The 21,776-nt window shown below is 40.0% G+C and carries 24 protein-coding genes, 1 tRNA gene and 1 pseudogene; 11 read left to right on the plus strand and 15 right to left on the minus strand.

The window, feature by feature from the left end:
* The first annotated feature begins 212 nt into the window (after positions 1–212).
* Positions 213–407, plus strand: coding sequence for an alpha/beta-type small acid-soluble spore protein (locus LLY41_RS16580; RefSeq protein ID WP_009331132.1), 195 nt, complete (start codon positions 213–215; stop codon positions 405–407).
* Positions 408–760: 353 nt separating this feature from the next.
* Here LLY41_RS16580 and LLY41_RS16585 read toward each other — a convergent pair.
* The 5 genes and pseudogenes from LLY41_RS16585 to LLY41_RS16605 all read right to left on the minus strand — a co-directional run.
* A pseudogene (locus tag LLY41_RS16585) lies at positions 761–1,585 on the minus strand (COX15/CtaA family protein); the annotation flags it as partial.
* Between the two features lie 151 nt (positions 1,586–1,736).
* Positions 1,737–2,849 carry an o-succinylbenzoate synthase gene (gene menC, locus LLY41_RS16590; RefSeq protein ID WP_304585891.1) on the minus strand — a complete coding sequence of 371 codons (1,113 nt, stop codon included), beginning with the start codon at positions 2,847–2,849 and terminating at the stop codon, positions 1,737–1,739.
* 18 nt (positions 2,850–2,867) lie between these two features.
* The gene (locus LLY41_RS16595; RefSeq protein WP_304585892.1) at positions 2,868–3,674 is read right to left on the minus strand and encodes a GNAT family N-acetyltransferase; all 807 of its coding nucleotides are present in this window, start codon (positions 3,672–3,674) and stop codon (positions 2,868–2,870) included.
* A gap of 46 nt (positions 3,675–3,720) precedes the next feature.
* A complete protein-coding gene (locus tag LLY41_RS16600; RefSeq protein WP_304585893.1) occupies positions 3,721–5,103 on the minus strand; it encodes a YjiH family protein in 1,383 nt (460 codons plus the stop codon).
* Between the two features lie 48 nt (positions 5,104–5,151).
* Positions 5,152–6,000: a MurR/RpiR family transcriptional regulator gene (locus LLY41_RS16605; RefSeq protein WP_304585894.1), complete on the minus strand. Its 849-nt coding sequence runs from the start codon at positions 5,998–6,000 to the stop codon at positions 5,152–5,154.
* Positions 6,001–6,295: 295 nt separating this feature from the next.
* Between LLY41_RS16605 and LLY41_RS16610 the strand changes: the two genes are divergently transcribed.
* Positions 6,296–6,778, plus strand: coding sequence for a hypothetical protein (locus tag LLY41_RS16610; RefSeq protein ID WP_304585895.1), 483 nt, complete (start codon positions 6,296–6,298; stop codon positions 6,776–6,778).
* A gap of 64 nt (positions 6,779–6,842) precedes the next feature.
* Here the strand turns inward: LLY41_RS16610 and LLY41_RS16615 are convergent, their stop codons facing one another.
* The 3 genes from LLY41_RS16615 to LLY41_RS16625 all read right to left on the minus strand — a co-directional run bounded on the left by LLY41_RS16615 (position 6,843) and on the right by LLY41_RS16625 (position 8,338).
* The gene (locus tag LLY41_RS16615; RefSeq protein WP_286137264.1) at positions 6,843–7,064 is read right to left on the minus strand and encodes a GNAT family N-acetyltransferase; all 222 of its coding nucleotides are present in this window, start codon (positions 7,062–7,064) and stop codon (positions 6,843–6,845) included.
* A gap of 27 nt (positions 7,065–7,091) precedes the next feature.
* Positions 7,092–8,066, minus strand: coding sequence for a proline dehydrogenase family protein (locus tag LLY41_RS16620; RefSeq protein ID WP_304585896.1), 975 nt, complete (start codon positions 8,064–8,066; stop codon positions 7,092–7,094).
* Between the two features lie 199 nt (positions 8,067–8,265).
* Positions 8,266–8,338, minus strand: a tRNA-Val gene (locus tag LLY41_RS16625).
* 247 nt (positions 8,339–8,585) lie between these two features.
* On the opposite strand from LLY41_RS16625, the gene LLY41_RS16630 reads away from it, so the two are divergent.
* The 4 genes from LLY41_RS16630 to LLY41_RS16645 all read left to right on the plus strand — a co-directional run bounded on the left by LLY41_RS16630 (position 8,586) and on the right by LLY41_RS16645 (position 11,171).
* On the plus strand, positions 8,586–9,353 hold the full coding sequence (locus LLY41_RS16630) for a SurA N-terminal domain-containing protein (RefSeq protein ID WP_304585897.1): 768 nt from the start codon (positions 8,586–8,588) through the stop codon (positions 9,351–9,353).
* 126 nt (positions 9,354–9,479) lie between these two features.
* Entirely contained in the window at positions 9,480–10,094 is a 615-nt protein-coding gene (locus tag LLY41_RS16635) for a YczE/YyaS/YitT family protein (protein ID WP_095243957.1), read from the plus strand.
* A 110-nt stretch (positions 10,095–10,204) separates the two neighbouring features.
* Positions 10,205–10,423 (plus strand): hypothetical protein, encoded by a 219-nt coding sequence (locus tag LLY41_RS16640; RefSeq protein WP_035327332.1) that lies wholly within the window; start codon positions 10,205–10,207, stop codon positions 10,421–10,423.
* 157 nt (positions 10,424–10,580) lie between these two features.
* The gene (locus LLY41_RS16645; RefSeq protein WP_304585898.1) at positions 10,581–11,171 is read left to right on the plus strand and encodes a hypothetical protein; all 591 of its coding nucleotides are present in this window, start codon (positions 10,581–10,583) and stop codon (positions 11,169–11,171) included.
* 119 nt (positions 11,172–11,290) lie between these two features.
* On the opposite strand, the gene LLY41_RS16650 is transcribed toward LLY41_RS16645, so the two are convergent.
* The 3 genes from LLY41_RS16650 to LLY41_RS16660 all read right to left on the minus strand — a co-directional run bounded on the left by LLY41_RS16650 (position 11,291) and on the right by LLY41_RS16660 (position 14,899).
* The gene (locus tag LLY41_RS16650; RefSeq protein ID WP_304585899.1) at positions 11,291–13,249 is read right to left on the minus strand and encodes a TRAP transporter permease; all 1,959 of its coding nucleotides are present in this window, start codon (positions 13,247–13,249) and stop codon (positions 11,291–11,293) included.
* Complete coding sequence (locus tag LLY41_RS16655; RefSeq protein ID WP_095243954.1) at positions 13,239–13,769, minus strand: DUF1850 domain-containing protein; 531 nt, start codon at positions 13,767–13,769, stop codon at positions 13,239–13,241. The genes LLY41_RS16650 and LLY41_RS16655 overlap by 11 nt, the downstream gene beginning before the upstream one ends.
* Positions 13,770–13,906: 137 nt before the next feature.
* Positions 13,907–14,899: a TAXI family TRAP transporter solute-binding subunit gene (locus LLY41_RS16660; RefSeq protein ID WP_304585900.1), complete on the minus strand. Its 993-nt coding sequence runs from the start codon at positions 14,897–14,899 to the stop codon at positions 13,907–13,909.
* A gap of 229 nt (positions 14,900–15,128) precedes the next feature.
* On the opposite strand from LLY41_RS16660, the gene LLY41_RS16665 reads away from it, so the two are divergent.
* From LLY41_RS16665 to LLY41_RS16680, 4 genes are all read left to right on the plus strand, one after another.
* Complete coding sequence (locus tag LLY41_RS16665; RefSeq protein WP_304585901.1) at positions 15,129–15,851, plus strand: alpha/beta hydrolase; 723 nt, start codon at positions 15,129–15,131, stop codon at positions 15,849–15,851.
* A gap of 191 nt (positions 15,852–16,042) precedes the next feature.
* On the plus strand, positions 16,043–16,561 hold the full coding sequence (locus LLY41_RS16670; protein WP_095243951.1) for a YjcG family protein: 519 nt from the start codon (positions 16,043–16,045) through the stop codon (positions 16,559–16,561).
* 4 nt (positions 16,562–16,565) lie between these two features.
* Positions 16,566–16,988, plus strand: a complete 423-nt coding sequence (locus tag LLY41_RS16675) for a GNAT family N-acetyltransferase (protein WP_076256734.1) — start codon at positions 16,566–16,568, stop codon at positions 16,986–16,988.
* Positions 16,989–17,121: 133 nt separating this feature from the next.
* Positions 17,122–17,796, plus strand: coding sequence for a DUF421 domain-containing protein (locus LLY41_RS16680; protein WP_095243950.1), 675 nt, complete (start codon positions 17,122–17,124; stop codon positions 17,794–17,796).
* Between the two features lie 51 nt (positions 17,797–17,847).
* Here the strand turns inward: LLY41_RS16680 and LLY41_RS16685 are convergent, their stop codons facing one another.
* The gene (locus LLY41_RS16685) at positions 17,848–18,132 is read right to left on the minus strand and encodes a hypothetical protein (RefSeq protein WP_095243949.1); all 285 of its coding nucleotides are present in this window, start codon (positions 18,130–18,132) and stop codon (positions 17,848–17,850) included.
* Positions 18,133–18,336: 204 nt separating this feature from the next.
* Between LLY41_RS16685 and LLY41_RS16690 the strand changes: the two genes are divergently transcribed.
* On the plus strand, positions 18,337–20,655 hold the full coding sequence (locus tag LLY41_RS16690; RefSeq protein WP_095243948.1) for a UvrD-helicase domain-containing protein: 2,319 nt from the start codon (positions 18,337–18,339) through the stop codon (positions 20,653–20,655).
* 37 nt (positions 20,656–20,692) lie between these two features.
* Here the strand turns inward: LLY41_RS16690 and LLY41_RS16695 are convergent, their stop codons facing one another.
* The 3 genes from LLY41_RS16695 to spoVAE form a co-directional block, all read right to left on the minus strand.
* Positions 20,693–20,947, minus strand: coding sequence for a sporulation-specific transcription regulator SpoVIF (locus tag LLY41_RS16695; protein ID WP_076256981.1), 255 nt, complete (start codon positions 20,945–20,947; stop codon positions 20,693–20,695).
* Positions 20,948–21,140: 193 nt separating this feature from the next.
* The gene (locus tag LLY41_RS16700; protein ID WP_019381501.1) at positions 21,141–21,254 is read right to left on the minus strand and encodes a YjcZ family sporulation protein; all 114 of its coding nucleotides are present in this window, start codon (positions 21,252–21,254) and stop codon (positions 21,141–21,143) included.
* A 161-nt stretch (positions 21,255–21,415) separates the two neighbouring features.
* Positions 21,416–21,772 (minus strand): stage V sporulation protein AE, encoded by a 357-nt coding sequence (gene spoVAE, locus LLY41_RS16705; protein WP_035327302.1) that lies wholly within the window; start codon positions 21,770–21,772, stop codon positions 21,416–21,418.
* Between the last annotated feature and the right edge of the window lie 4 nt (positions 21,773–21,776).

A 21,776-nucleotide genomic window follows, 5' to 3' on the forward strand; every position in this document is an offset into this window, starting at 1 on the left:
TATATTTCCTTACATATTGTAGATTTAATCCTTATTTTACTCCATTTTTTATTTATGTCAATCAGTTTTTTGAAAATTTATAATTTTTATGTTATAAAACCTTACATATAATTAAATGGATTGGAATTATATAGCTGCATCTGCCGTTAATTAATCGGTTAAGTTAAAAACGAGCATTTATATGCTCAATTCATCGTCGGGAGTGATGTATCATGGCAAGAAACAAACTTTTGGTACCCGGTGCAGGAAATGTATTGGATCAAATGAAACAGGAAATTGCCAATGAGTTTGGAGTTCAGCTTGGTGCTGATACAACCGCACGAGCAAATGGTTCTGTCGGCGGGGAAATGACTAAGCGCCTTGTCGCAATGGCAGAGCAGCAGCTTAAAAACCAGCAAAATCAGTAAAGTGTTTGCTGGGGTACCGGCCCTGCCATAGGGCCGGCCTTTCTTTCATCTAACAGTACACTTACCAATGGAGGCAGACCTATGACCAACAAAAATGATAACCGCGAAAGAAAAAACAAATATCCTAATAATAAAAAGCAGGATGCAGAGTTCTCGAAAGAGGCAGATATCAGAAGCGAAATTACTAAAAGAGATCTGCAAAAATAAACTGTCACAAAACAAAAAGGCATGTCATCTGACTGCCTTTTTTGAGTATTGCTATTATCCATAATAATGATTACTGCTCTTTTCCCCGGCCTCCTGACCCTGCTGGAATATGAGGCAAATACTCCTGCCTCAAAAATGATTGCAAATAACGCTGTTCCAAAAGCAAGATGGAGAACAGCCCAGGATATTTCAATGTAACTTATAATTGTGAGGATACCGATTATGATTTGACCTAAAACCAGCTGGGAGGCAGCCATAAGCCGATTCTGCAATCCAGCCTCCCATCTGTTTTTGAATGAAAGATATGTAAGAAAAAATATGTAAAGGGCCAAAACTCCGGCCAAAAGCCTGTGTCCGGTCTGGATCATTTCCGAAAAAAATACTGGCATAAAGCCATTTGTACATTCAAGCCAGCTGCAGGCCAATCCGAAAGATTCATGCTTAATATAAGCACCTAGAAATAAAGTAACAAGCAGCAGTAACAAAACTGCTTTAAATTTGTTTTGCACACCCTTTTCTCTTCTTGTTTTAATCCAAGATGGCTGTTCATCAGCACGTCGCCAGATCCAGATTAGTGCAGCAAGGAAAACCATCGCTACCATCAGGTGGACAGACACAATTACAGCAGGCAAGTCCAGCCAAACCACAGCCGCCCCCAGTAAAATTTGAATTATTAACAGCAGCATCAATACCTTAGAAGCTATATCAAGTTCCCGCACCTGATTTGATTTTTGAATTCTAAAGTACAATACAGCTGTCATTATTCCAAGTACTGCACCAATAACTCTGTGAGTAAATTCAATTAATGTATCTCCTTCCAATACCGGGATCACCAGCCCATTGCATAAAGGCCATTCAGGTCCGCAACCCATACCTGATTCAGAAGATGCTACATAACCGCCAAACACAATTAAAATATAAGTAAGAATAATGGTCAAAAACGCCAGCCGTTTTACCTTCAAACTACACACTCCCTATATTGCAAAATTCTAAATTTTGCAATCAGTTTATCAAAACTCCGACAAACTTTCGGTGATTTGTATCACAATACAAAAATATAGGGAGCGAGCTGCAATTCACACAGTAAAACGCCAGAGTTGCCTCTGGCGCTGACTATCATTGTTATTTTTTTGAAAAAGTACGGCTATAAAGAGTTACATCCTCTATTTTACAGCGATTAGGCTCATAGCCAATTCCCGGGCCCTGAGGCACGAATATAAAACCGTTGTCCATAGTGACTTCAGGTTCGATGATATCTTCTTTCCAGTAATGGGAAGACGGGGCTGTATCACCTGGAAGTGTAAAATTGGATAGGGAAGTTATAGCTAAATTATGTGCACGTCCTATTCCTGCTTCAAGCATTCCGCCGCACCACATCGGAATATTATGATCTCTGCAAAGGTCGTGAATTTTTCTTGACTCTGTAAGCCCGCCAACCCGGCCAATTTTTAAGTTTATGATTCTGCAGCTTCCAAGCTCAATCGCCTTTCTGGCATCCTCAAAGGTATGTATACTTTCATCCAGGCAAATTGGTGTGTTCAAATGACTTTGAAGCTTAGCATGGTCGATAATATCATCATGATCCAAAGGCTGTTCAATCATCATTAGATTAAACTCCTCCATCCTTTGAAGATGATCAATATCATTAAGTGTGTAGGCGCAATTAGCATCAGCCATCAGCTTAATATCAGGAAATTGGGCACGGATGGCTTTTAAGATATGCACATCCCAGTCAGGCTTAATTTTCACTTTAATCCGCTGGTAACCCTCATTTACGTATCCTTCAATTTGTTTAAGCATCTTTATTTCCGACTCCTGAATGCCGACACTAACGCCCACTTCTATTTTTTCCTTTTCTCCGCCCAGAGCTTTTGAGAGCGATATCCCACTTTCCCTGGCATAAAGGTCCCAGACTGCACCCTCCAGCGCTGCTTTGGCATTAAAATTTCCCTTTATTGGTCTGAATGCTTCTGAAACATCATCAGGGTGCCGAATCTCTGATGCAAAAAGGATGGGTATTAAATGATCACTCATAATATGCCAATTTGTTTTAACTGTTTCTTCATTGTAAATCGGCTCCATAATGGAGACCGACTCCGCCCAGCCTGATTGTCCGCTTTTTGATTTTACTTCCACCAAAATAAAGTCCTTATCCACTTCTGTTCCGACACTTGTTGTAAACGGATTCAGCAGCTCCATTTTCACGTGCCTTAAAACGATGCTTTTAATTTCCATATTCCCATTCTCCCGGCATTATCTCTTTTCCAAAAGATATAAGTATTGACTTTCCGCAGCCTCGTCCTTTATAAGATCTGTTACAATCCAGCCTTTACTGAGATAATGAGCAAAAGCTTCTTTCGTGCTCTTTCTCCATTTCAAAGCCAATTCAAAATCCCGCTTTTTAATTTCCTGGAAATTCCCTGGGACCGGAATAAGAATTTTTTCATTTTCATAATCTAAATTTAAACTTCCAGGAACAGCCAAACCTCCAGCGACCCCTGTTTCTAATGCCCTTGGCAGAATTTCAGCAGACAATTGGCGCACAGGACCTTCATCTTGAATTCTCCACTCCACTAAAAATCGGTCAGATGGTATGCCTGCATTCATATGATCTGACATTTCACCATAAGCATTTTCTATATATTGAGTACATTCAGCCCCGAGCTTATGAAGATTGAGATTGGCATTAACTGTCTCAAGAGGGTCGTATGTCCAGGAAATGAGATCATAGCCTTTCTCAAGCGCTGTCTGTTTTTGAGCATATTTCAGCTTTTCACCAATCCCCGATGCCCGGTACTCCGGGTGAATCCCCAGGCTGTGGGAGCAGAGATACGCCTTTGTGCCGTCAAAACCGGGAAAACTATATTGAAAACCGACCAGTTCCTCTTCCAGGAACGCGCCTAACACAAACCCTCCATTTTTAACGGTTGCCACCGTATGATTAACCGGCACAGCTTCTTCCACACTCCATATTCTTGCTTCAAGTTCGTATACAGCTTCAAGATCCTTAACTGTGTGAAGGTTTTTAATGACCAGTGATGTTAATGCTTCTTGCTTCATAACCTTCCCCTTCCCTTCAAACCCTTAAAATTGCGATAAAAAATCCCTAAAATATAATATGAGCTACAGCAGCAACAATCGGCAGCGTAATCATCGTGCGCAGAAGAAAAATAAGAATTAAATCTTTTATGCTGACAGGGAGATTCGACCCTAAAAGCAGACCGCCCATTTCAGACATATAAACCAGCTGTGTTACAGAGACACAGGCTATGACAAATCTTGTCATTTCACTTTCAATGCCGCTCCCGATCACAGCCGGAAGGAACATATCAGCAAATCCAACCACCATTGTCTGGGCCGCTTCTGCCGCTTCCGGGATTTGCATGAGAGCCAGGATCGGTTCAAACGGCTTGCCAAGAATCGTAAAAGCAGGAGTGAATTCAGCAATTACCAGGGCAACCGTCCCAATGGCCATGACAATTGGCAAAACTCCCATCCACATGTCCAGAACGTTCTCAAAACCCTCTTTTACAACTGCTGCTGCACTATTATTGGTACGTGCCTTTTTTATTGCATTATTTAATCCCCATTTAACAGGTGTAGTATGTGAAGGAATAGAAGTTTCCTCCTTCATCACTGTCCCTTCATAAGCAGTATCAGCTTTTCTGGATAATGGCGGAATCCGCGGCATTACTACAGCTGCCACCAGACCAGCAAGGACAATTGTTAAATAGTAATGTATGAAATATTGCTCTAAATTTAAATACTGAATAATGACAATCGTAAACGTTATGGAAACAACCGAGAAGGTAGTTGCAACAACTGCCGCCTCCCGCTTTGTATAATATCCTTCTTCATATTGTTTTGTTGTCAGCAGGACTCCAATTGTCCCATCACCTACCCATGATGCCAGACAATCAAGCGAAGAACGTCCCGGCAGCTTAAAAACAGGCCTCATAACTTTAATCAATAATGCACCAAAAAATTCGAGCAGGCCAAAATTTAATAAAAGCGGCAGCAATAAACCTGCCAGAAGAAATGTAGTAAACAGGATCGGAATTAGATCATAGATTAATAGTGCGCCCGTGTTCTCTGAATATACTGGTTCCAGACCAATCTCAAATAAAGTAATAATAGCAAAAACTGTTCCAAGCAAACGGGCTGCTACCCAAAATTTACTCACATTTAGCAATTTGTTCAAATATGGGCTGTTTAAGATAAAGGCAGGTTTAAAAATTACTGCTATCAGTGAACCAATAACTGATAGAGCCATTATAGTAACAGTAATCGCAGGTATGGAAGCACCCAGCAACCCGTTAATTTGATTTGCTAAATATGCAACCGGGATCGTAATCCCATCTTCTCCTTGAATCGGCACCATAAATAGTAAAACCCCGATCAGAGAGGGAATTAAAAATTTTAAATAGTCCCCCGATGTATAGGATGCCGTTTCCTTCTCCTTAATGATTTTCTTTGAAAGACTGCTCATTCGATTTGCCCCCTTATAATTCGATCCTGACTCCCCGGCTGTTCAGTTTTATTCAATAAATAACTCCATATTTGAATAAAGAACTTCCAGGTCCTGCTGCCTTTTTGCAATATTTTCATGATTTCGTTCTTCGATACCTGCAACCAGCACCTCCAATAAACTAATAACCGAAGCAATGGAATGATGCCCACTATCCATGAGTTCGTTGGTAGTAAGTGTGACTGCAGCCAGCTGCCCGATCGGCGAAAGCTGCCTGTCTGTGATAGCAATAACCCCGGAGCCTTTCCTCTCTGCAAATAAAGCCAGCTTCAAGGTTTCTTTTCGATAGCGCGGAAAAGAAAAAATGACAACTGCGGACTGTTCTGTCAAATCACACACATCCTCAGGAAGAAAACCGTGAAGGCCTGAGATATAAACATTTACCCTCATTTGTTTAAGAGTGTAATAGAACCAGTATGCGGCCGCAAAAGAGCTGCCAAAACCCCCAATATAAACCCTGTCTGCCTGAATTAAGGCATCAATTGCTTTCCAAAGCTCTCTTTCATCAACCTGATCAAGCAATTGCCGAAGTATTTCCCTCTCTTGATCAATGACCCTCTTAAAAAGGTTCTCTTTCGCAGCATCCTCTTCAGAAGGATCTATGGTGTCATGTTGTTTCCCGGCAAGCCACTCTTTTCTGATTCGATCCTGCATTTCGGAATAACCGCTGAACCCAAGTGCATATGCAAGCCGGATGACCGTTGTCTCACTGACCCCTGCACTTCTCCCAACTTGAAATGCTGTTAAAAGCACCGCTTCATCGGCATGCTCCATAATAAATTCTGCTGCTTTCCTCTGTCCTGGCGAGAGGGTGGGAAAGCTATCTTTGATCATCTGGCTCATTGTTTTCTTATTCATGACGGCTCCTCATGAATAGTGAAGGAAAAACTTCTTATGCAAATTATAAAGCACTAAATACTTCATAAACAAGAAGATTTTCTACTATTCTAAATTATTTTTATTTATTTTTCTCTGGAAATCTATTTTTTCATGAAGGCAATCCTTCTTGAAGAGAATTTTAAAGGATGAAATACTTCTTTAGCAATAGAAAATTGCATTTTTAATAAAAAAAATTTATTTTTATGCAATAAAAATATGTATTAGCCATAATTTCAAATTATGTTATATTAAGTAAAAAGCCTGGAGGTTTAACATGATTGCCAGATGGCTCGGCATTAATTTTCTTACGATTCTTATCATTCTTCTATGGAGCTTCTACAAAGGCTATGATACAAATCTAATTCTTTTGGGAAAAGTTTTAGCGCAGGCAGCATTTATTTTATTTTTATTAAACTTGAATATGTACTTTGTGTTTTTGCTTATTCGTAAAAGTAAATTGCGGAAGGTTAAAATTACACTTGCAAAGATTTCAAAGAAAATGATGAAGTATCATGTTTCAATTGGTGTTACGGCTTCTTTTCTGGTTATTATACATGCCTCTTTAATGATTGCTGCCCACTTACAGGAATTATGGAGCATAAAAATAAGCAGTGGATTTTTCACTTTGTTACTCCTGGCCGTTCTTTTATTCAGCGGAGTTTTGCGCAGAAGGAAATCAACAGGTATGAGAAGAAGATTTCATTACAAGACGGCATTTGTATTTTTGGGATTTGTGTTATTGCATGTATTTGTTTGATTGTTCAATTCAAAGTAATAAAATAGCCAAAAGAAAATCCCTGACAATAAAGTCAGGGATTCCTTTACACTATTAACTTGTATACAGGTTCAGGATGAAAGGCCTGAATAACCTCACCTGTCGGTTCAAAACCAACTTTCTCATATACACGAATAGCCGGCTCGTTCTCCTTAATGACAGATAGGTAGATTTCTTGGCACCCATATTTCTCTTTCATTTCTTCAATTACAAGTTTAATAAAGCCATAGCCCAGAATTCCTTTATAAAAAGATAAAAAGCCTCCCACTAAATTTTCTGGGAGGCTCCTGCATTACTATTTTTTTCGTTTCTTTGCCAATCTGCCTAATAAGAAAGCTCCTGCTGCAACACCAATGATCGTATTGGTTTTCTTGGTAAATACCTGCTTGGCCACAAGGTTTAAGTTCTGCGGCCGTTCTGCCAGGCGTCTCATGAAGTAGCCATACCAGTCATGTCCAAAAGGAACATATGTGCAGAAATTATAGCCTTCACCAGCAAGCTTCAGCTGCATATCCTTACGGAAGCCATAGAGCATTTGGAATTCAAATTTATCTTTAGGGATATTGTTAGCCCTTACAAAATCTTTTACATGATTAATTACATTATGATCATGTGTTGCAATTGACGTGAATTTGCCATTCAGTAAATGCCAATCTATTAATTTTATAAAGTTAGCGTCAATGTCATTTTTGTCCTGATAAGCAATTTCTTCAGGCTCTTTGTAAGCACCCTTAACAATCCGCAGCCGGAAGTTCTGATATTTCTTAAGATCTTCTTCAGCACCCAGGAAATATGCCTGAATAACTGTACCGACGTTATTGTATTCTTTGGATACTTCATCCAAAATGTCAAAGGAAGGCTGCAAGCGCTTGGAGTCTTCCATATCCATGTTCACAAAAATACCATAGTGGCTTGCTCTTTCTACTATCTCCCTGACATTTTCAAGACAGAAAGAGTAGTCAATATCAAGACCTAATTGAGAAGGCTTTAAAGAGATATGTGCATCCACCTGATTTGCATGAATGGCCTCTATCACTTCTATAATTTGTTTTTTCGCTTCTGCCGCCTCTTCCTTTTTATAAACGAATTCACCGAGGTTATCGACAGTACAAGAGATGCCATGAGCATTTAGCTCTTTTATGCTCTGAATTGCTTCATCTAGATTTGTCCCGGCAACTACATTCTGCGCGCCTAGTTTCAATCCATATTTCTTTGCGGCACTATTCAGAAATTCGTTTTGGGAAAGGCCTATAAACAGATCTTTCAACATAGAAATATCCCCTAACTCTTGTAATTTCACAATAAAATTATAGCATAGATTTTCAATAAAAATTATTTTGTGAATTTTTATATTTTAACGATTCCCTATCACTGTTTCGTTAAAACATCGGAGGAAATCCCAGCATAAAAAAACTATTTCCAGATGCACAAAAAAGTGCCCGGCTATTGATAGCCAGACACTTTAAGTATGATTCCGACTGGGTTCGAACCAGCGACCTCTACCCTGTCAAGGTAGCGCTCTCCCAGCTGAGCTACGGAATCGTTATGTATATTTCCCTGTATTGGGGACAATATAAAATATACTTCTTTTCAATAAAAAAGTCAATACATATATTTTATCCAGAAACTATCAGGTTAAGAGCTTTATAACCAGATTACATTCCCTTTACAAATTCGGCTTTTGTACCTTAAAGGTATCTTTTTATGATTATATGCATTATAATGCCCTCTATATGATTCATTTGTTAGTTGAATCAAACTATACAGGGTTACGGAAGGAGAAATATCAATGAAGAAACTAATGTATCCCTTTTTACTAGTATTACTATCTGCCGTTTTAGCTGCTTGCGGAGCTGACGATAAAAGCAAGAGTGCAGATAAAAAAGAAGAACCGAAAACAGCTGAAACCGACCAGCAGCAGGACCAGCAGAAGCAAATGGAAGAAATGCAAAAGAAAATGGATAAGCAAAAGCTTGATGAGAAAAAGACAGTTGCAATTGTGAATGACCAGGAAATTCTTGGACGTGAGTATAACAGTGTGCTTACTTCTTCACAAATGATGTATCAGCAAATGGGACAAGACCCTACTGCAAAAGATGCTGCAGAGAAAATTAAGAAGCAGACACTTGACAGTCTAGTGGGCCAGACACTTCTTCTCCAGGAGGCAGATAAAAAAGGCTATAAAGCTTCTGATGAAGAAGTCAAAAAGCAGCTCGAAGAAACAAAAGGACAATTCAAGAATGATAAAGAATTTGAAACAGCAATGAAACAGGCTGGTCTTAATCCCGATTCATTAGAGTCGGAAATTGCCAACAATATTAAATATACGAAATACATCGAAGGCGAGATTAAACCTGAGAATGTTACAGATGCAGAAATTCAAAAATTCTATGAAGAATATGCAAGTCAGGGTGGTGCTGAAGGACAGGAGCCCCCTAAATTGGAAGAAGTAAAACCGCAGATCAAACAGCAGCTCGAACAGCAAAAACAGCAGGAAATGCTCGTTAAGCATGTGGAAGAATTGAAGAAAAATGCAAAAATTGATATTAAGGTATAAGTACCATTGAACAGCTCCCATTATCGGGAGCTGTTTTTCTATGTTTAATCGATGGAATCTAATGGATATCTTCTTCCCCTTGAGTAATTATTTAAATACTGTAATATGTATTGGGGAGGATTCTACATGATTAAACACACTACATTCATTCAAATAATTGCAGGTTATTTAATTCTCACTCTCGGTGTTTCACTAATCATCTTATCCAATCTTGGTGCGGGTGCCTGGGACACTGTTTATGTTGGGCTTTTCAATAAGTTCGGTCTCACCATTGGAACATGGTCATTCCTGGTTACGGCTTCCCTTATATTTTTCAATGCCATACTCACCTGGGAAAAACCGCAGTTTAAATCATTTATAGGAACCATTTTAGCGAGTCTCGGGATCGATTTTTGGATGGAACTTGTTTTTAGCGGCTTCACCGTTACACACTTTCCCTATCAAATACTTGCCTTCTTTACTGGTATTATACTTCTGGGCTTCGGAGTATCCATCTATATCCGTCCTCAATTATTCAGCGGCCCCATTGATGGATTAATGATCGCAACTGCCAAAAGGCTCAATATCAGCTTGAAGACTGCACGCATTATTAATGAATTTTTAGCATTGGCCATTGGCCTTCTCTTAGGCGGCCCGGTTGGATTGGGGACTTTGTTTGTAGCCATCTTTTTAGGCTATGCCATTCAATATGGGACTGTCCTTTTGAATCACTTAAAAGAGAAGGGATTAAAGATTATTTAAAAGACTTCATTTAGGAAGTCTTTTTTTATGCGAACATTTTTTCGTATCCCTCTTGATTAAGAACGCATGTTCGTTTATAATGTAAATAAAAGTAAGGAGGGGGTTTCTCTATGAAAGGAATTCTTTATCGTGCTATGGAAGAGAGAAAGCCTGTGGAAATCATTTATCTCTCCAAACGCAATTCATTTACACAAAGAAAAATATTAATCAAAGAACTTCGAGGGAGTACGATTTTAGCCTATTGTTTATATAGAAAGCAAATGCGTATCTTTAATTTGAATCATATTATGTCCATCTTACCTGAAAAGAAGGCTCGCCAGATTAGCTAAAAGACCAGATCATTCACTCATCAAGGCTGTATTTCCGCAGAAGAAGTACGGCTTTTTATTATTTCTCCTTCCCGATTATCCTGCTCCCTTTGGGGTATATATTCTCTAAATGGGAATGGACCCTAAAATTCCACATGATTAGGAAAGGAAGGATTTTATGAAATCTAACGCATTATCATTCATTACTGCATTGTTTGCAGGCAGCCTTATACTGGCTGGCTGTAATCAGACTGAAGAGCAAATTGTAGAGGAGGAAGACAAAAACAACCCTTCTACGGAAGAACAGCGGGCAGAAACGGAAGAAACACCCGAAGAAAATAAAAGAATAACTGAAGAAGTTGGCTTGGGAGACACTCGAGACCTTTTCACAGAGGCTTATGGTGAAAATAAAAACAACGAGGAGATAGCCCGCTTTAATGGAGACAGTATGCTGGTAGAGTTTAAAACCCATCGCGCAGTTAATGTTGAGCTGCAATTTGAGGATATGGAAAAAGAGATGAGTAAGGAAGAGGTTCTCACATTTATCGAAAAAAGGATTCCGAAAGATGCCGAGGAAGTTAACAGAGTTAAAGACGAAAATAACCAGCGTGAAATCATTGAGTATAAAAGCAAACTATTAAAAGAAACCCTCAGTGAAGAGGTATATGAAGGCGATGAACCTGGTACATTCACTGTTCTATTAACCAGCAGCGAAGAAGATTATGTCAGTGCCACACTTTCTATCGGCCATAGCGATCAAGGTGCCTGACAGACTCAGCAAAATCAAAAAGGAAGGATTCTCATTTGAGATCCTTCCTTTTTTTCTGTAAATTTATTTTTGTACTTCGGGAAATTCCTGACTCAAGCGCGTGAGCTTTTTTTAACAAATTAAGCTGTTTGCGGCTTTGCCTGATCGTCTTTTTTTATGAAAACCTGTAATGCAATCAACAGGATAAAGATACCTAATCCTACAATATCAGTAACCCCTTCAGGGTAAATAAGCAGCAGGCCTCCTGCAATTCCAAGCAGTCTTTCAAAAATATTCAACTTACGCAGCCAGTAGCCAATTACACCAGCGCCGATAGCCATCATACCAGCTAAAGCGGTGAATACTACCCAGATTAAGTAATACCAGGTGGTATCGATCATCAATAACTCCGGTGACAGGACAAACATGTATGGGATAATAAAAGCCCCGATGGCAAGCTTGGATGCTGTTACGCCTGTCTTTATCGGATCTCCGCCGGATACTCCAGCTGCGGCAAATGCTGCAAGAGCAACTGGAGGTGTGACATCTGCCACAATACCGAAGTAGAATACAAATAAGTGAGCAGATAAATCAGGTACACCCAGGAGAATGATTGCCGGGGCGGCTATTGTTGATGTAATAACATAGTTTGCCGTTGTTGGTGATCCCATTCCCAGGATAATTGCTGCAACCATTGTCAGCATCAAAGTAGGGATCAACAGCCCGCCGGAAAGATCAAGAAGGCCATTCGCCATCTTTAATCCAAGCCCTGTCTTTACAACTACCCCAACAATAATACCTGCCGCAGCTGTTGCTGCAGCAACGCCCAAAGCTGTACGTGCACCATCAACTAAAGCATCGATAGCATCTCTGAATCCAATCCGCGTTTCCTTGCTGATCATACTTACTGCAACCGTAATGACAATTGACCAAAGAGCAGCACGTATTACACTCATTCCGCTCATCAGCAGGATGATAACTGCTAAAATCGGCAGCAGCAGATAAATCTTCTTCAATACTTCTTTCCGGTTAGGCATTTCTTCATCTTTCAGACCCCTAAGGCCTACACGCTTCGCTTCGAAGTGAGTCATGATCCATACTCCTGCAAAATATAGAAGCGCCGGAATTGCAGCTGCCTTTGCAATATCCCAGTATGTAATACCGCCGCCAATAAACTCAACCATCAGGAATGCAGCAGCACCCATGATTGGAGGCATAATCTGGCCGCCAGTAGATGCAGTCGCTTCAACTGCGCCAGCGAATTCTTTTTTGTAGCCAAGCTTTTTCATCATAGGGATGGTAAAAGAGCCTGAAGTTACTACGTTAGCTACAGAACTTCCGCTAATTGTTCCCTGTAGTGCACTTGAAAAAATGGCAACCTTAGCCGGTCCGCCTGTTCTCTTTCCAGCGATGGATACGGCCAAATCATTAAAATACTGGCCAACCCCCGTTTTTACCAGGAACGAACCAAATAACAAGAATAGGAAAATAAACGTAGCAGATACACCTAAAGGGGTACCCAGGATACCCTCTGTCGTAAAGAACATGGTCTGGACCAATCTTTCTAAATCAAGACCCCGGTGCGCCAAAAATGCCGGCATATATGGCCCGAACATCGCATAGGCAAGAAAAATGACGGCAATAATGGTGATGGGAAGACCAACCGCACGCCTGGTAGCTTCCAGAACCAGAAGAACTGCAATGAGACCAACATAAAAATCAATCTCGGTCAGACGCCCGGCCCTCATGACAATTTCATCAATAAAAAGTGGCCAATAAGCTCCTACAGCAATACCCAGTATAGCTAAAATGATATCGTACCAGGCAACCTTATGCTTTCGTCCCCTGTCTTTCTTCCTTGCAGGGAACAAAAGAAAGATTAGGGCTAATGCAAAACCTAAATGAATCGAACGCTGCAGCTGGGCTGTAAGCATCCCGAAAACCCCTGTATATAAATGGAAAAGCGAAAATGCCAATAGCCCAAAAAAGACGATCCAGCCCAGTACTCCTCCTAATTTCCTTGTACCAGCCTCTGGATCATATTTCTCCAGCAATTTCTGCTGTTCCTCAAGAGATAATGTTTCCCCTTTATTTTCCAAGGATATTCACTCCTTTCAACACCTCGATTAAGTTTATCTTTTTCGCCTTTATTCTTACCCATGTACCAGGTTCGATATAATCTGAAAGGACATATTCCCGGCCTTGCATAATCAATCTGTGATTGGCTCTGACCTTACCCAGCCTTAGGTCAAATGAAGGAAAAACCCTTTTCATATTCTTAATATAATATTTGCCGTTCTTTTGTTCAAATGTTTCTCCATCTGAAGCATTTTCAGGCATGCCAATGGCAAAATCCTCATACATGAGTTCGAACAATTTAATACTTCCATCTCCGGTTATAGTATAGCTTTCTACAACATCAGTAAGGTGGATGGAATGTGTATACTTTATCTTAAATGTTCTGTCCTCTTTAATCGGGAAATAAGCAATCACCTTTCCTTTGTTTTGATACTCAAAAACAACCGCCTGCTTAATGGGTATGAAGAACATGATTGCGATGGTTATGATTACGAGGAGTGCCAGGACCGCCTTTTTATACCCTGGCTTATTAAATTTCATGAAACCTCCACCTAAAAAAATTTGTCAGTTTTTACAATTGATTGCCACTTCATTTTAAAAATTAATTGACCGGCGCAATAACCTTATCAGGTTTTACAGCCGGCCAAAATTCATTATTTGATTATGTTGGTGAAAGATTATTCAGCTTTAAAGCCTTTTTCATCGAAATACTTTTTAGCACCAGGGTGCAGTTCGATGCCAGTACCCTTTACAGCATTTTCAGCTTTAATCATTTTTCCTTTGGCATGTGTAACTTTGTCCAGGTTCTCAAAGATTGCTTTCGTAACATCGTAAACTACATCCTCTGAAAGGTCATTTGAAACAACAAGCATTGCCTGAACTGCGACTGTCGGCGCAGCTTCCGCAAGCTTATATGTTCCAGATGGCACTTCATCCTGTACATAGTAAGGATATTTCTCGATTAATGCATCGATTTTATCCTGCTCAAGTGGAATAATCACAACATCTTCCGTTGCAGAAAGTCCTTCTACAGCACCTGTAGGTGTTCCGGCTGTAACGAATGCAGCATCAATATTGCCATCCTGAATTCCGGCAGTTGATTCATCAAAAGAAAGGTCCTGTTTTTTAATGTCATCCAATTTGATTCCATGCACTTCAAGAATCTGCTCTGCGTTTGCAGCAGTTCCTGAACCAGGTGCACCGATTGAAACTTTTTTGCCTTTTAAGTCTTCAACAGATTTAATGCCAGATTTTGCAGTAGTAACGATCTGGATCGTTTCCGGATAAAGGGTGCCGATCGCACTTACATTGTCAACTGCTGCACCTTCAAACATTAATTTACCTTCTTGCGCATATGAAGCAATGTCAGTTTGAGAAAATGCAATCTCAGCATTGCCATCTTTCAATGTGTTCATGTTCTCTGCAGATGCACCTGAAACTTCAGCATTTGTATCAATGCCTGTAGCATCAGAAATAATTTCAGCGAATGATCCGCCCAGCGGATAGTATGTACCGCCTGTTCCACCAGTTACAATGCTCATGAACTTAGGCTTGTCTGCGCCGCCTTTTCCATCTCCGCCGCCTTCATCTTTACCGCCGCCGCAGGCTGCAAGAACCATGGAAAGCGCTAACAGCAGAGCTGTGGACAGGAATATACTTCTCTTCTTCATCCTATTTCCCCCTTTTAAAGATTAGATTTCATCAATTATATACTAACATAAACTTTATTAGAATTGTCAAATGATTCCTAGTTTCATTTAAATACGGAAATTTATTTACTACAAATAAAATTGATCCCGGTAAATGAATGAGAATGCAAGTAAAAAGCAATTCCTATATATATATGATAAAATCATCATGTAAACTCTTACATAAAGACTAAACGGAGGAACAGACATTATGGATTACCCTAGAGGATCAATACATGACATTACAATTCAAAGCAAAGAGCTGGGCGAAGACGTTGAACTGCTCATTTATTTGCCCGCTTCCTTTTCCCCTTTATATAAATACACTGTTGTTATAGCCCAGGACGGGAAGGATTACTTCCAGCTGGGAAGAGTCGGGCGCATTGCAGATGAATTATTAGATGGAAAAGGAATCGAAAACATCATTATTGTTGGTGTGCCTTATAAAAACGTCAAAGACAGATGGAAGAAATATCATCCGGACGGTGAAAAGCATAATGCATATATCCGTTTTCTTGCACATGAACTGGTTCCATACCTTGACAATGAGTTCCCTACTTATCAAATGGGAATGGGACGAGCACTTATGGGAGATTCCCTTGCTGCAACTGTTTCCTTAATGGCGGCCCTTCAATACCCTAATACCTTCGGAAGGCTAATTCTTCAATCACCTTATGTTGATAACTCCGTTACAGCAGCTGTAGAGGAATTTACGCAGCCTCACCTTCTTAATATTTACCATGTTATCGGGAAAGGCGAGACATCCGTAAAAACCACAGGAGGGGAAGAGAAAGACTTTCTGACTCCAAACCGGGATCTTTCCAATCTGTTTAAGCAAAAGCAATTTCCTTACTTTTATGATGAATTCGAGGGAGATCATACATGGACATACTGGCAGCCTGATTTAAAAAGGGCGTTAAAGTTTATGTTTTAACTGGAAATTGAGTGAAAAGAACTATTCTTCCGCTATAAAAAGATTACCTAAGCTCACTGCTTTTTATTGTGAAAAAAGGTATAATTAGATAATGAATTTAGAAAATTTGCTATAATAGTTCAACAAAGTGTTTTTCATCTCAGTAGAGCCTGCCTATTATAAAAATTATTAATAAACATGGAGGTTGTTGTATGGAGACTAATTACGGCATTGTTATTTTCCCGTCAAAAAAACTGCAGGATTTGGCCAATTCTTATAGAAAGCGGTATGACCCGCATTATGCTCTAATTTCTCCGCATATAACTTTAAGATCGCGCTTTGAAGCATCTGAAGAAGAAATAAAGCAGCTGACAGAAACGCTTTATGAAATAGCTAAGAAACACGACCCATTTCAAATAAATGCATCAAAAATCAGCTCTTTCCAGCCTGTCAACAATGTGATTTATTTCAAAATTGAGCCTTCAGCACAGCTCGAAGAGTTACATATTGAACTAAATGATCATATTAGCGGAGAAACACCCGAATATAATTTTGTCCCACATATTACCATCGGGCAAAAACTCTCCAATGATGAGCATTCAGATGTTTATGGAAGTTTAAGGATGCAGCCCGTGAATCATGAAGAGGTTATCGATCGTTTTCACCTTCTGTATCAGCTGGAAAATGGTTCTTGGACCGTATATGAAACATTCAGGCTAGGAAAGGAATAGTGAAATGGAAGTAAAAGTTGTATCATCTGAGCAAGAACTGCTAGATGCTTTCTCAGTAAGAAAACACGTTTTTGTCAGCGAGCAAAATGTTCCTGAAGAAGAGGAAATCGATCAGTTCGAGGACGAAGCAGTCCATTTTGTACTTTATAATAATGGCATGCCAGCAGGTGCCGGAAGGTTTCGTACCGTTGACGGCAATGGCAAAGTGGAAAGAATTTGCGTATTGAAGGAACACCGCAAGAGCGGATCCGGAAAAGCAATAATGGATAAAATTGAGGAACATGCTTTGAAACAAGGATTGTCTGCCTTAAAATTAAATGCCCAGACTCAGGCCATACCCTTTTATGAAAAACTGGGCTATAAGGTGATCTCTGAAGAATTTATGGATGCCGGAATCCCGCACCGTACAATGAAGAAAACAATATAGCGGACAAGCTCCTGCCATGATGGCGGGAGCTTTTTTGATGCCTCATCTTAAAGCAAACGCGTTAGAAGCTGCAATAATTTTAGGGCTTTCTGCAAACACTATTTGGGATACAGCATTCTAAGGAGTGGTTTGAATGGAATATTTACATATCTTAAGTGTACTTGGGGTAGGATATATTTTCTTGTTTATTATGGCGAAACTCCTTGGTAAAACACAAATTACACAAATTACTCCTTTTGATTTTATCTCAGCAATCGTGTTAGGCGAGCTGGTTGGCAATGCTCTATACGACCAGGAGACTGGAATTCCCGAAATTTTCTTTGCTGTTACAGTATGGGGGACTCTCATATACGCAACAGAAACTCTTACTCAGAAATATAAGCGGGCTCGCAAGCTTCTTGAAGGTGAGCCCTCAATCGTTATAAAAAAAGGGAAAATTATTTATGAAGAACTGAAAAAAAATCATCTCGACATCAATCAGCTGCAGCACCTCCTCAGATCAAAGGATGTTTTTTCAATCAGAGAATGTGAATATGCCATACTGGAAACGGATGGAACTGTCAGTGCATTAAAAAAACCGCATTTCGCGGCACCAACCATTCAAGATTTGAACCTCCCAACAAATAATGTTGAACTGCCTGTAACAGTAATTTTAGACGGAGAGGTGGTTTGGGATAATCTTAAAAGCATTAATTGGGATGAAACAATACTAAAGAATGAAATTAAAAAATTTGGAGCGAGCGGTGTGAAAGATGTTCTGTACGCTGAATGGAAAAAAGGAGAGGCCTTGCACGTTCAAAAATATTAAGCCTCTCCTCTAATTTGGGGATTTAGATAACTAGGTCCTTCTTCGGCTTTCTTATATGCATTCACTAATAAAACGCCCTTTTCCTGTCAGCTCTCCATATGTTTCTTCTGCTTTTTTCCTTGTGTTGCGTGTTTGAGTGTCTTCCCGCTCTTTATTAATTGATTTAGTAGACCTTCTTTGAAAATCAAGGGGAAGTTCGTGACGGAATGCTTTTTCATTGGATTGTGCTGATATCCTGGGAACTGGCACCAACCGGAAAGGATCATACTTTGTGCCAATCTCTCTTTCTGCATACTGATTATATTGATATGATGTTACAGGCAGAATATAGCCCATGAAGACTCCCCCTTCGATTATGTATTTATCTGATTATTAAGAGAATACGTAACTATTTTTAATTTTATGTACCCGTTTCCATGAAATTTTAAACAGAATAGCACTTTAGAATCCTTTACCGGTTTGTTATGATTAAATTTGTCTTGTGGTTAAAAAGAAATTATATTGTTAAACTCGGCAATTTATATATAATGGGGTATTTTTATGAAAACAGCAAAATTACATAATAAGACTGTGAATCTGGAACAATTGAACAGAGAAAGTTTTCAGCATATTTATGAAGAAGGCAAAAAAGGAAAGCTGTGCTGTCCTGATTGCGGAGCTTCTGTCCGCTTGTATTTGGGAATTCTTGATGAACCTCATTTTTATCATATTCATCAAAGCAGCAGAACGTGCAAAGATATAGCTCTTAACCCCGAACCAGTCCAGACGGAGACTGAAGAATATATAGAAAGAAACGGGTTTAAAATTCCTGTTTCGAGGCCAATTGCTTCAGCGGCAGTAAAGGAAACCGAATCAGCCTTTAAAAAGGCTCAGCCGGTAAAAAATATCCCACCCTATTTAAAAGAAGCTACTGCAAGTCCCAGTTTCCCTGATGAATACCTAAAGTCCCTTTCACAGGCAGGTGTATTCTTGGATAAACAGCAGGCAGCGGCTGTATCTCATGTAGATGGCCCGCTGCTCGTTCTGGCAGGTGCAGGCAGCGGCAAAACCCGTGTTTTAACAACACGGACTGCTTTTATGCTTCGTGAGAAAAATATCGACCCTAAATCCATAATGCTTGTCACATTTACAGCTAAGGCTGCTGCTGAAATGAAGGAGCGCCTTATCCAATACCCTGGAATGGATTCCCGTAAGGTCAGGCAAATTGTTTCAGGCACTTTTCACAGCTTATTTTATCGGATCCTTTCCTTCCACAATCCGGAAAAATGGGCTTCCGGCAAGCTCCTTAATAAAGAATGGCAGCGGGAACAGATAATTAAGGAATCCAGCAAAGACTTAAAGCTCGATGAAAAGGAATTTGCGTTTGACCTCGCCCTCCAGCAAATCAGTTATTGGAAAAATTCTCTCACCATACCCGGGAAGGTTCATCCAAAGAATGAGTGGGAGGAACAAACTGCGATTCTTTATAATAGGTATGAACAAACAAAGATAAAAAGAGAATTGTTCGATTTTGATGATATGCTCACAGGCTGTCATGCCCTTTTTCTCGAAGAACCTGAGCTTCTCGAACAATATCAAAATCGCTTTCAGTATTTCCTGATCGATGAGTTCCAGGATATTAATAATGTTCAATATGAGCTAATGAAAATGCTGTCTGATAAAACCAAAAATGTCTGTGCAGTGGGTGACGATGATCAATCTATATATGCCTTCAGAGGGAGCGATCCCCAATATCTTTTGGATTTCGAAAAAGATTTCCCTGGTGCAAAAGTAATAACATTGAGTCAGAATTACCGCTCTGCTCATGAGATCGTATCAGCTGCAAACCATATCATTTCTCTGAATAAATATAGACGTCCCAAAAGCATGAGTGCTCAATTTTCAGGTGGACAGCACCCCTTTCTCTTTTTTCCTTATGATGAGGAAGAAGAAGCTACAATGATCCTGACTGATATCCAGGAAAAAATTGAAGAAGGGTATGAACCGCGGGATTTTGCAGTATTATTCCGTACTCATACCGGGAGCAGGGCCATTTTTGAGCGGCTGGCCAATTCCAGCCTTCCGTTTAAATTGGATCAGGATGCCGAATCGTTTTATGATCGGTTTATTGTTCGAAGCATGCTTGCTTTTCTAAAGCTGTCGGTGAATGAAGATGACCAGACAGCTTTGAAAGATATGCTGCCTTCTCTATTTGTTAAACAATCTGTCCTTCAGGATATTAAGGCAGAAAGCATCTTACAGGATTGCTCATTACTTGAGTGCCTGAAATTTATAAAAACAGGCTTTGCTTTTCAGGAAAGCAAATTAAAAAAAGTGATCCCTGTTACCAGGTCGATCTCAGGACTTAGTCCCATCACCGCAATAGAAACTGTTGAAAAGGAATTGGGCTTTCAGGACTTTATAAAAAAACGCGGCAATGAAGGCAATAAAATGGATAAAGGTTCTGATGATATAAAAGATTTGAAGGTCGCTGCGCGCAACTTTCAGTCTCTTAAAGAGTTTCTGGAGCATACCGAACATATGAGAGCCATGAACAAAGAAATCAAGCGCCTCAGCAGGAATAATGATAATGCCATTACATTAAGCACTATCCACCGTGCAAAAGGGCTTGAATATAATGTGGTATATGTGGCCGGTGCAGTTGAAGGAAACCTTCCGCATGATCATGCACTGGAAGCTTACCGTTCAGGTGATTCTGCCCCATTAGAGGAAGAACGAAGGTTAATGTACGTTGCTGTAACAAGGGCCAGGAAAGACTTGTATATATCTGTGCCGGAAAAAAGGCGTGGACGGAAGACACATTCCTCAAGGTTCCTTGCCCCCATCACAAGAAGCGGCAGGAACAATAGCGGAAAATAAACAGAAGACCTGGCTGCAACCCGGCCAGGCCCTTCTGTTATTTTTTATTCATCATTTGGGAAATTGTATTAAAGTCAAGCTGCTTTCCATCAGCAACGATCGACTTGACAATCTTATCTTCCATATCCTTAGAGACTGGTTTGTTTGCAATTTGTGAAACTCTCTTGATTACATTTCGCACTGTTTTTTCATCTTTAAAATTTGCACTCTGCAAAGAGCCGGCCAGTTCAAATACATCCTTCATATTTACGCCTGTTTTCTTTTCAAGGTTCTTAAAAAAGTTGTTATCCATACTGCTCAATCACGCTCCTTCATTTACTCTTTTATATCTTATGAAGGTGGGCGGAAAACGTGAAATGTAATAAATATTTATCGAAGTCTAATGGGCAGTAAAACCCCCTTGATTGAAATTTCACTTTATGTACATTATATGCAAAAAAGCCGACACAAAACCTGCTGCCGGTTCTGAGTCAGCTCTTTACAATCTAGTTGTAGAAGCTTGCTCCTACGATAATGAGTAAAATGAATAGGACGACGATTAAAACAAACGTATTTCCATAGCCCCCGCCATATCCGCAGCCTCCATAGCCATAGCCCATGCCTCTCACCTCACTTAAATTTCTCCCTACACAATATGTGATAAATATGCGAGATGTATGGGCAAGCTCCCAAGAAGGGCTTGGATTATTCATTCAGATGGAATAAATGGCCTGTATTATATAACTTAAAGGAGGATTCCTCTGTATTTACCTCATGTCCTTTAACCTTTCGGCTTAAAAATTAGTGCACCGATAAAACCGAAGATAATCGCTGCTGAAATACCGGAGCTGGTTACTTCGAACATTCCGGTCAATACGCCGACAAGTCCATGCTGATCAGCTTCCTGAAGGGCTCCATGGACAAGGGAATTGCCAAAGCTGGTTATCGGGATTGTCGCGCCGGCTCCGGCAAAGTCTGCAAGTGGTTCATAGAGTCCGACACCATCCAAAACAGCTCCTATTACAACTAAAAGACTCAATGTATGGCCTGGTGTCAGTTTAAAAACATCAAACATTATTTGGCCAAATACGCAAAATAGGCCTCCAATTACAAAAGCCCAGAAAAACATAGGCAGCATTCAA

The sequence above is a fragment of the Cytobacillus firmus genome (assembly GCF_023612095.1).
Lineage (GTDB): Bacteria > Bacillota > Bacilli > Bacillales > Cytobacillaceae > Cytobacillus.